The sequence below is a fragment of the Youngiibacter fragilis 232.1 genome, from assembly GCF_000495435.3.
In the GTDB taxonomy this organism is placed as follows: Bacteria; Bacillota; Clostridia; order Clostridiales; family Clostridiaceae; genus Youngiibacter; species Youngiibacter fragilis.
In genome coordinates this window covers 1-11,625 of record NZ_AXUN02000204.1, presented here as the reverse complement: position 1 = coordinate 11,625, position 11,625 = coordinate 1, and the positions used below count along the sequence as shown (strand labels likewise).

Below are 11,625 nucleotides of genomic sequence, written 5' to 3'. Positions count from 1 at the left end.
CACTTTTTGATGTGTGATATGAATTAAAGCACCCTGGAAAAAATACGACCCACAGGTTTGCTTCCATCTTGGTGTATTTTTAAGATGCATTTACTGTAAGGTGAGCTTTGGCTGGAGGCTGCCATGCGGTGCTGCCAATTATAATATTCCTAACTCAGAAATGAACCAGCATGAATTCCTGTGAGCAAAGCGATCTTTAATGTTGTGGTTAATCAAATGGCTCCTGTTTTGAAAAAAGGATGTTTTGCAATGAATCTGGTTTGCAAAAAAAGCCAAATATGAATAGATGTAACAAAAAGTGATGATTTGGTGTAGGTTCAGTCCGTTGTGTTAATAAAGAGTGAACTGCATTCTGGCTTGGATTTCCGGGTGAAAGGATGAAGGGCTTTGAGTTGGGATTATTTTTTGGGGTGATTAAATTCAGGTTAAAGTGGTTTGAAAAGGCGATGATTCCATGGATTAGGAAGTTAGAGAGGGTAATGTAGGAGTTTGGATCTGGGTTTGAAAATATGTTAAAAATGTAACCTGGAATTGATGTTATACATAAACATTGCAAGAGTCGCGAAGAGTATTGGTATATGTAATGGATGATGAATTGGAATCTATAATATGGATGTATAGGTATATACAATATTTTAATAATTTTCAATATAAAATTATATTAATGAGAGAATTGTAGAATTGATACAGTGTATGTGGATATTTTGAATAATATCAAATTATTTACAAAAGTGTTAGAAAATAATCAAATTGATTGTATTATGTCAAATATATACGCGTACAATGCGAAAGTGCATAATATGTTCATAATAATATAATTGAAATGGAAATAGGATAATGCTACTATGAAAATATAGATGAACCTTAATGTTAATTATATTATAAAACATTTGATTAATTATTCCGTTTAGACAGTATTAGACAGGGATTCTTAGGGAAGGGCTTTCCGATCAAACACTATAAAGCTTGGTTAGAAAGCCGGCAAACCTTGAGGATATCCTCGAGGTTTTTATTTTATATTTAATTCATGAGGTTCAAAGTCCGGTACCTGATTCATAAGTATCAGGACGGACCTGCTGCTTGATACACACAACATGCTTTGACATAAGCAATTCCTTTGAAAGGAGGAGAAATCGTGAACAGAGGCGTTAAGAAACTGCTATCGCTATTTGTTTCTTTCATGATGTTATTCTCGCTTGTAACTACCAAAACTGCGCTTGCAAATACTGGATACACGCTGAAGGGTTGGCATAAGGCAAACAATTTATGGACTACTGGAGCGATCAAGGGATACATGGAGCTCGACTGGGTTGATCTGAAGGTTGGTATTAACAGCTATGATGGGGTGCCTACAACATTTACGGTACAGCTGGACCGTTTGAATGGAGGAATAGTCGGATATCAGGCTGTGAAGGATGCGTTTCTATATGCAGGTTTGGCTGATGTGAATCCGGGAAGTGAGCCTGTGGCGATCGATGGAGGATTCAGCATATCACCTGCGGTTCCAGTAGGTAACTATCTCCAGTTTGCATTGACGATTGAAGATACTGCGAAATTCATTGGAATTGGGAGCTTTACACTAAAGTTCCAGGCTCAGCTTTCGGACAATGCGGCGGAGTGGCCTGGTGCAAGTCTCCAGTTCAGGATGCTTGAATCTGGAGACAAGACAGTCTCGATGATGAGAAATGAAATCATTATGCTGGGTGACCTGACTATAAACAAGACACTTTTGGATGCCAATGGAGCGATTCTTAATGAATCCCGTGTATTCGATATTGTAATATCCAATAACCTGGGTACACCTCCGATTGAGACTACGGTCACAAGTGGATCGTCGGTAACGATATACAACCTTCTGCCTGGGACCTATACGGTTACAGAGCCAGGATACGGGACCTTATATGAGACTGTCATAAGCAACGGTGGAGTTGCTGTGTTTACGGGCAAGATTCCGGATCTTACGATAAACATCAGCAATAAGATAAAGGTGCCTGTAATAGATGTGACTGCAACCAAGGTGTGGGTTGGGGGACCGACTCCGAGACCTGAAGTGCAACTCCAGCTTTACAGGAGAATTTCAGGTGGGGCTGATGCCGCTGTCGGTGATGTGAAGAACCTTCCGGATGGAACCTTGCAGGTTACCTGGACAGGAATGCCAAGTACTGACCCACAGGGCAATCCATATATTTATACGGTAAAGGAAGTGGGAACGCCAACCAATTACTCGAAGAGTGAGGTTGGGCTTACCGTAACAAACACATATGTACCCCCTAAGGAGAATATTACCGCAAACAAGATTTGGGTAGGAGGACCTACTCCGAGACCTGCTATAGCTTTCCAGCTTTATAGAAGTGTTCTTGGCGGAGCAGCTGTTGCTGTTGGAGATCCGAAGAATCTTGCAGATGGAGTTATTGAGGTAACGTGGAACGATATGCCGAAGACCGACATGAACGGCAATCCATATACCTACACTGTAAAAGAAGTTGGAACACCAGATAACTACACAAAGTCTGAAGTTGGATTAACGGTTACAAATACATATGTGCCGCCAACCGATAATATAACAGCAACTAAGGTCTGGGTTGGAGGACCAACTCCGAGACCTGCAATAACCTTCCAGCTTTATAGAAGTGTGCTTGGAGCACCTGCTATACCTGTTGAAGCTCCTAAGGACCTTGTCAATGGAGTTCTCCAGGTGACCTGGAACAGCTTGCCTCTTACTGATGGAAATGGCAATCCATATACATATACTGTAAGGGAAGTTGGAACTCCTGCGAACTACACAAAGTCTGAGGTTGGACTTACAGTGACAAATACCTATGTACCGCCAAAGACTGACATTACTGCCAATAAGATCTGGGTTGGAGGACCGACTCCAAGACCTACAGTAACCTTCCAGTTATACAGAAGCGTGCTCGGTGGAGCAGCTGTTCCTGTAGAAGCTCCAAAGGATCTTGTGAACGGGGTATTGCAGGTAACCTGGAACAATGTGCCTGAGACAGATAATGATGGCAATCCGTATACCTACACGGTGCAGGAGGTTGGGACACCTGCTAACTACAGCAAGAGTGAAGATGGATTGACAGTAACGAATACCTATGTCCCGCCTAAGCGTGACATAACAGCTGCCAAGGTTTGGGTTGGCGGGCCTAGCCCGAGGCCGACGATAACCTTCCAGCTATACAGAAGTGTGCTTGGTGGAGCGGCAGTTCCTGTGGAAGCTCCTAAGGATCTTGTGGATGGAACTCTGCAGGTGACCTGGAGCCAGCTTCCGCTGACTGACGGGGATGGCAATGAGTATACGTACAGTGTCAAGGAAGTCGGCACACCGGCCAACTACACCAAGGATGAAAGTGGACTGACAGTAACAAATACATATGTATCGCCAAAGGTAGATGTTAAGGCAATTAAGGTCTGGGTAGGCGGTGCATCGCCAAGACCAACGGTAACCTTCCAGTTATACAGAAGTGTGCTCGGAGGTGAAGCTGTTCCTGTTGAGAGTCCGAAGGACCTTGTCAACGGGGTTCTCGAGGTCACGTGGCTTCAGCTTCCGACCACTGATGGTGATGGAAATCCGTATACCTACAGTGTGAAGGAGGTAGGAACTCCACTCAACTACACCAAGGGTGAAACGGGACTTACCGTAACGAATACCTATCATTCACCTCTCATAGATGTGTCTGGAACAAAGATCTGGGTAGGCGGACCAAGCCCGAGACCTGACATAGAGCTTCAGCTTTACAGAAGGATCCAGGGTGGTGTGGATGCTCCGGTGAGAAGTCCGATAACCATAAAGGATGGGACAACATCCTACAAGTGGGAGGATGTCGAGGAGTTCGATGGTGATGGTATTCCGTACATATACACTATCAAGGAAGTGGGTACACCTCTCAACTATTCAAAGGTTGAAAGCGGACTGACTGTAACAAACACCTATCATTCGCCGCTCATAGATGTTACAGGAACAAAGATCTGGGTAGGTGGACCGAGTCCAAGACCTGACATAGAGCTTCAGCTGTACAGGAAGATCGTGGCAGGACCTGAAATGACTGTCGGACAACCTGTAACACTCAAAGATGGAACAACCACATACAAGTGGGAGGATATCGAGGAATTCAACAATGACGGAGTGCCTTACATTTACTTCATAAAGGAAATCGGGACACCGACTAACTACACGAAGTCAGAAGAAGGCATGACAGTAACCAACAGGTACAACTCGCCGCTTATCGATGTCACTGGAGAAAAGATCTGGGTAGGCGGGCCAAGCCCGAGACCGGATATAGAACTTCAGCTTTTCAGGCAGATAGCAGGAGAGGCCAAGGTTCCGATAGGAGATCCTGTAAAACTTGTGGACGGAACAACTACCTACAAGTGGGAGGGTGTTCCGCAGTACAACGATGATGGGGTACCTTATCTGTATACAGTGGATGAGGTGGCGGTACCTGAGAATTACAGCAAGGCGCTGGATGGAATGGAAGTCACTAACACCTATCATTCACCTCTCATAGATGTGACTGGAACGAAGGTCTGGGCAGGAGGACCGAGCCCGAGACCTGACATAGAGCTTCAGCTCTACAGAAGGATCCAGGGCGGAATGGATGCTCCGGTTGAAACTCCGGTAACGATAAAGGATGGAACGACAACCTACAAGTGGGAAGATGTGGAGGAATTCAATAATGATGGAATACCATACATCTACACTGTGAAGGAAGTTAAGGCTCCGGAAAACTACACAGAATCAGAAGATGGAATGACGGTAACCAATACCTACAATTCACCTCTTACCGATGTTACGGGAACAAAGATCTGGATGGGAGGGCCGAGTCCGAGACCTGCTATAGAGCTTCAGCTCTGGAGGATGATCCCGGATGGTGAACCTGAGAAGGTTGGAGAACCGGTAGAACTTACAGACGGAACTACGGAATATGTATGGGAAGATGTGCCTCTAACAGACTTTGATGGAGTGCCATATGAATACTATGTAGAAGAGGTAGTGACAGGAGAGAACTACGAGAAGATCGAAGAGGGCATGGAAGTAACAAATGAATATGTATCACCTAAGACCTATGTGACTGTTGAGAAGATCTGGGTTGGCGGACCTGAACCAAGACCGACTATCTACATCCAGCTTTACAGGAAGGTAGCAGATGGTGAGAAGATGATGGTTGGGGATCCTGTGGCGCTGGTTAGCGGAACAAATGAATACACCTGGAACAATCTTGATGTCACGGACTACGACGGCAAGCCATACATCTACAGTGTAGAGGAAGCTGATGTAGCCGGATATGTGAAGGTGGTAGAGGGATTCGAGATCAGCAACACGAGAATAAAGGGCAACATAGAATTCCACAAGCATGACGATGCGCATATGCCTCTGGCGGGTGCGGTATTCGGACTATATGCTGTAACGGACACTATGTTTGCAGCACCTCTTAAGACGGCTACAAGCCTTGCTGATGGGTTGGTCAGGTTCACTGATGTCGAGTACGGTGAGTACAAGATAAAGGAAATAAGTGCACCGGTCGGATATGAGAAGAGTGAGCTTGTGATACCGGTAGCTGTGACGATGCAGGGAGCTACTGTAGTACCGACCCCTGCAACCGTGGTCAATGTAAAGATCATGGGAGACATAACGCTCAGAAAGGTTGATTCTGTAACTGATGCAGTGCTGGCGGGTGCCAAGATTGTAATCAAGGACAAGGCTGGTACTGTAGTATTCGAGGGTACCACCGGAGCGGACGGCATGCTCAAGGTAATGCTTCCATATGGAGAATACATAATCTCCGAGGTTGCGGCGCCGGAAGGCTACATCCTTACGACCCAGACCTACAGCGTCAACGTGAACAAGAGCGGGCTGACATTCGATGTGAGGATCCCGAATACTGAGGAAGAGGAACTTCCACAGACAGGCGGAATCCCAAGTGAACTCCTGTATCTCATGGGTGCAATGGCCATAATTGGCGGAGTGATCCTCATGAAAGGTAAAAGGAGAACAATAGGCTAAACAAATGACACGGCTGCCCCGGAAGTTTAATCTTCCGGGGTGGTTTTTTTCCAAATTAGTGGTGAGTATGATGAAGATGAATGTGATTGCAATCTGATGATTCTGAAGACGTAGACGCCGTTATTGCACACGGGCTGACTGACGGTGATTAGAATGGGGGTTGGGAATTCTGAAGCCGGATACCTGGTGCATAACCAGGTTTGGGATGCGTCTTGTTTCTGGTAATTATATATCGTCTTCTTGATTTTCGGAAGTATATGCGTATACCTGGATAGGGTTAAAATACCCCGAGATGGACATTGATAAAAATTTATAGAATAAATAGATATTTAAATAGATTATATCATTCTAAATGCATTTATGTATAGGGAATGCAAAATGTCGAATAGATGGAATTGATTGATTGATATTAATTTATAGAATTAGTAATTATTTGATAAAATTATTGATATATAGTGTACGAAATATGTTGATACAATACAAAAAATGCATAATATGTTCACGTTGTTGAAATTGAAAAGGTTAGAATACAGTGATAATATGGATTTAGAGATATATGTAAATATTAATTATATTAAATATATCGTCAGAAATCGATAATTTCAATGGCGAGGAACCGGGCTTTGAGTTCCCGAATCAATATGGCATGAAAAAGCCTGGGAACCTTGAGCATGCTCAGGGTTTTTGTATTTGCTACACATACTGATATATGAAAGTCTTTGGAAGGAGGCCTAACCATGAACAGATTCTTCAAGAAGCTGCTATCGCTCTCAGTTGCATTCATGATGGTATTTTCACTAGTGGCGACAAAATCAGCGCTTGCAAACACAGGATATACGCTTGAGGGCTGGCACAAGGCAGGCGGTTATTGGACAACTGGTGCAATCAAGGGTTATATGGAGCTTGATTGGGTGGACTTGAAATTCGGAGTCAACAGCTATGATGGTGCACCAACGGAGTTCAATGTAAATCTGGATTATAAGAATGGCGGGATAATAGGATATGAGCGTGCGGGATATTTCGTACTTTATGAAGGTCTTGATGATCTCACTCCTGGGAGCGAGCCTGCAGAAATAGTGGGAGGCTACAGCATTTCAACTCCTATTGTTGCCGGTGACTATCTGAAATTCACGCTGAAAATAGAGGATACGGCAAAATTCATCACTATTGAGGATTTTACACTTAAGTTCAAGGCTCAGCTATCTGACAATGCAGCTGAGTGGCCAGGTGCAAGTCTTCAATTCAGGATGGATGATGCCAACAAGACAGTGTCCATGATGAGGAACGACATAATATACCTGGGAGACCTTACGATCAACAAGGTGCTGCTTGATGCCAACGGAGCTCCTCTTGCTGAGGCAAGGGATTTCAATATCGTAGTAACAAGCAACAACGGAACACCTCCGATATACAGGACTGTAACAAGCGGATCCTCGATTGTAATCGAGAACCTTGAGCCGGGTACCTATACGGTAACAGAGCCAGGTTACGGAGACCTGTACGATGTTACAATTTCCAATGACGGAGTTGTTGTGTTCACAGGTGATTTCCCTGATGCTTCGATAACAATAACCAATAAGATAAAGGTAGCGCTGATTGATGTTACAGCTACCAAGGTATGGGTAGGCGGACCAAGTCCAAGGCCTACTGTATCCTTCCAGCTGTACAGGAGCATTTCTGGCGGAGAGATGATGCCTGTAGGAGACCCTAAGGACCTTCCTGATGGAACCACAACGGTAACCTGGAAGGATATGCCGAAGACGGACCCTGTAGGCAACTTGTACACCTATACTGTAAAGGAGATCGGAGTACCTGAGAACTACAGCAAGGCAGAGTCAGGACTCACCGTAACCAATACCTATGAGTCACCGCTTATAGATGTGGAGGGCATGAAGATATGGGTAGGCGGACCGGTTCCAAGGCCTGACATTTCGCTCCAGCTCTACAGGCAAATTGATGGTGGTGAGAAGATGCCGGTGGGCGAACCCGTAGTCATCCATGACGGAGAGACTATCCATATCTGGAAGGATATGCCGAAGACTGATGGAGACGGCAAGCTCTACATCTACACGGTAGATGAGACTTCAGTACCTGCGAACTATGTCAAGTCACTTGACGGGCTTAAGGTCACAAATACCTATGAGCCGCCTCTGACAGACATCATGGCAACCAAGACATGGATAGGCGGACCGGAAGAGAAGCCTGATATCATGCTTCAGCTCTACAGGAGCATTCCTGGAGGCGAGCCAATGAAGGTAGGACCTGAAGTCAAGCTTGAAGGCGGATTGACAGGATATACCTGGAAGGATATGCCGACAACTGACATGGATGGACATCCATACACCTACTTCGTGAAGGAAATGGGAGTACCTGAGAACTATGTGAAGGCTGAAGAGGGTATGGAGATCACCAATGAATATGTATCTCCAAAGACCTATGTAACATTGCAGAAGATCTGGGTTGGCGGACCGGAGGTCAAGCCAAGCATCCAGGTTCAGTTATACAGGAAGATCTCAGGCGGAGAAGTGATGCCGGTTGGGGATCCTGTTTCAATACCTAATGGAACTGTGGAATACACATGGAACAATATGGATGTCACAGACTTCAACGGACATCCATATACCTACAGCGTAGATGAGGTTGCAGTACCAGGATATGATAAGCTGGTTGTAGGCTATACGGTGACCAATACAAGGATCAAGGGAGACATTGAGTTCTACAAGCATGACGATCAGCACATGCCTCTTGCAGGAGCCGTATTCGGGCTTTACAGCAAGTCTGATACAGGGTTCACTGCACCGATCAAGACTGCAACAAGCCTGTCTGACGGACTTGTATGGTTCAAGGATGTGGACTTCGGAGAGTACAACATCAAGGAGATAAGCGCACCTGCAGGTTATGAGAAGAGCAGCGTTGTAATTCCTGTGGCGATCACTGAGCAGGGTAAGACAGTGATACCAACACCTTCAACGGTCGTCAACGTAAAGATCATGGGAGACATAACCATCAAGAAGATAGACTCTGTGACCAAGGCAGTCCTTGCAGGAGCAAAAATTGTGATCAAGGACAAGGCGGGAACTGTGGTATTTGAAGGCACAAGCGGCGCAGACGGGCTGGTAAAGGCAGTGCTTCCGGTAGGCGAGTACATCATCTCAGAGATACTTGCACCTGAAGGCTACGTGCTTACGACCCAGACTTATGCAATAAAGATTGACAGGGTTGGGCTTGTGTTCAACGTTGAGATTCCAAACACTGAAGAGGAGGAGCTTCCTCAGACCGGAGGTATTCCAAGCGAGCTGCTGTATGCTCTTGGAGCGTTGGCGATAATCGGTGGAGTGCTCCTGATGAGGAGAAAGAGGACCTGACATAACTAGCTTCCTTTGGCCGCCTGAAAAGGCGGCCTATTAAATTGCAATGAAAATAGAACCGAATTGTTAACTGTTAGTAACCTTCACAAGTATCCATGTTCTATAATTGAATCATAACAAGGCCATGATATTTCTATGGTAAAGAAAAGGACCTATAAAAGGGGTGCTGAAGAATGAAGAAGATTATAAGTACAATGGGAATGGTTACAGCCCTTATGCTGCTGTTCGCTTGCGGCGCAAAGCCTGCAACGCCTACCACAGCTCCGACAACTCCTGTGACACCAACGACGCCATCCTTACCATCCACTCCGGAAACACCTGAGGCGGTTTCAGTAAAGGACTACTTCCCGTTTGAAGGCGATGTGGAATACATATTTGAAGGAATGGGCAACGAGTACGCGACATTTACAAGAACCGTAGACTATATTGATGGTGACAGGATACAGATAAGGGATAACAACGGCGGAACTGAAATAGTGAAGGTGATCAAAGCTGATGAAAATGAGATAAGCATAGTGTTCTCAAGGGCAGAGACATACTTCAGGGAGAGTTTCCTGAAGAAGGATTCAGGTAAGCCGGAGATACTGCTTAAGGCGCCAATAGAGAAGGGGACGACATGGACACTGCCGGATGGAAGAGTGAGCACCATCACCGGGGTGGATGTATCGGTTAAGGTGCCATATGGTGAATACAAGGCAGTTGAGGTAACGATTGATGGAGCAACAGGAGACACGATTAACTATTATGCGAAGGGCATAGGGCTTGTGAAGACTGTATTCAATCCGGGAACTGACGAGGTTTCATCAAGCCTCAAGACAGTCACGAAGAACAAGCCGTATTCAAGGCTCATGACCTTCTACGTAACAAATGTTGATGCGAAGCTTCTGAGGGTAAACAAGGAAGTCACATTCAAGACAAACAGCATAACGAGGATCATCCTCCAGGACGTATACAAGGCAGTCGGAACAGAAAAGAACTCGAACATATTGAGCGCTAACACCAGGATCAACAGTTTGTACCTTAATGACGACGGCATGGTATACATAGACCTATCGAAGGAATTCGTCACAGAGATGAATGCGGGATCTGAGTTTGAAGCCATGATACTGCAGAGTGTAGCAAACACCTTCGGAGACTTCTATGGTGAGACAAGGGTAATGCTTACGGTTGATGACAAGACCTACGAATCAGGGCATATACTGCTTGATGATAATGAGTACCTGAAAGTTGATTTCAGCAAGGTAATTGAGCAGTAGCATATTAAAACCGGACTCTTTATCAGGGTCCGGTTTTAATATGCCCATTTTTCTGGTTTATTGCACGTCACTTCTTTTTGGATATCTTAATCCCACATAAAGGGACATTGGATCCTTTGAGCTGACTAATCTGCCCATTTCCAGTCTGTGATATGAGTCACAAATCAATATGGTATTTTGCGATCCAAAGGTCGATCCTGGTACCCAATTGCATACCTGACTTTGCTGATACAGAGTTGCCGTAAAGGGCAAACACAAATTTCTTCGGCTGAAGCTGTGCGGCCTCCAAGCCCTTGCGGAAACCATACTCAGATCATAGACTGATTTTCTTGAATGGGGAACACGTGCGTATCTGGATAGGCTGATATGATAATACTGACCAGCTTCCCGTTATACTTCAATTCATACTCACAGTTCTTCTTGCTGTACGTGCTTACCACCCAGCAGGTACCAAGTCCCGTCTCAGTGGCTTTCAAGACCACCTACTCGCCATTGCGGATTACCTTTTCATCCAGATCTTCTTTCTTTTACTATAAGCACTTAATGAGTTTTCTGAGTTATGACTTGAAGCCATCAAGTGCATTCGGTTCCTCATGCATCAGCCTAAAAAAGGCAGCGTCCTCACTGCAGCTGCTAACTGATGATTGAAGAATGCTTGCAGTATCAGGAACAATTTGCCTCTCAATGAATGCCCTTGCTGGATGACGGAATTCCATGATATCCATATGCCTGCTTACAGGTCATGTATTCGGAAAACAAGGAATTCATTTCTGGTGCCTTGCAGGGGTGCAGGGAACACGTGGCATCAATGCTTTTATGTCGTTCGGGCTCAAATCGTGCTATAACCTGACTTTTACAGTATAGATCCATCAGGAAAATTTAAATACAAGTTCATGTGACCCGGGAAGTAGTTATACGAATGCTTTCCGGTTTTTTTAATGCCAATTTTTTTAATATTATTGTGTTATGCTTGGTTATGCTTTATAATTAGTAG

The 11,625-nt window shown here is 44.9% G+C and carries 5 protein-coding genes; 3 read left to right on the top strand and 2 right to left on the bottom strand.

Annotated features, from left to right (window positions below):
* Window positions 1–1,135 precede the first annotated feature (1,135 nt).
* A complete protein-coding gene (locus T472_RS15505; RefSeq protein ID WP_023863699.1) occupies window positions 1,136–6,007 on the top strand; it encodes a Cna B-type domain-containing protein in 4,872 nt (1,623 codons plus the stop codon).
* Window positions 6,008–6,593: 586 nt separating this feature from the next.
* Here the strand turns inward: T472_RS15505 and T472_RS20155 are convergent.
* Window positions 6,594–6,761 carry a hypothetical protein gene (locus T472_RS20155; RefSeq protein ID WP_207643983.1) on the bottom strand — a complete coding sequence of 56 codons (168 nt, stop codon included), beginning with the start codon at window positions 6,759–6,761 and terminating at the stop codon, window positions 6,594–6,596.
* On the opposite strand from T472_RS20155, the gene T472_RS15500 reads away from it, so the two are divergent.
* Together T472_RS15500 and T472_RS15495 are read left to right on the top strand one after the other, a co-directional pair.
* The gene (locus T472_RS15500; RefSeq protein WP_023863698.1) at window positions 6,745–9,372 is read left to right on the top strand and encodes a SpaA isopeptide-forming pilin-related protein; all 2,628 of its coding nucleotides are present in this window, start codon (window positions 6,745–6,747) and stop codon (window positions 9,370–9,372) included. The two genes, T472_RS20155 and T472_RS15500, sit on opposite strands and share 17 nt — an antisense overlap.
* A 176-nt stretch (window positions 9,373–9,548) precedes the next feature.
* Entirely contained in the window at window positions 9,549–10,631 is a 1,083-nt protein-coding gene (locus tag T472_RS15495) for a GerMN domain-containing protein (protein WP_023387653.1), read from the top strand.
* Between the two features lie 308 nt (window positions 10,632–10,939).
* Here the strand turns inward: T472_RS15495 and T472_RS20645 are convergent, their stop codons facing one another.
* Complete coding sequence (locus T472_RS20645) at window positions 10,940–11,113, bottom strand: nitroreductase family protein (protein WP_082447740.1); 174 nt, start codon at window positions 11,111–11,113, stop codon at window positions 10,940–10,942.
* Window positions 11,114–11,625: the final 512 nt, after the last annotated feature.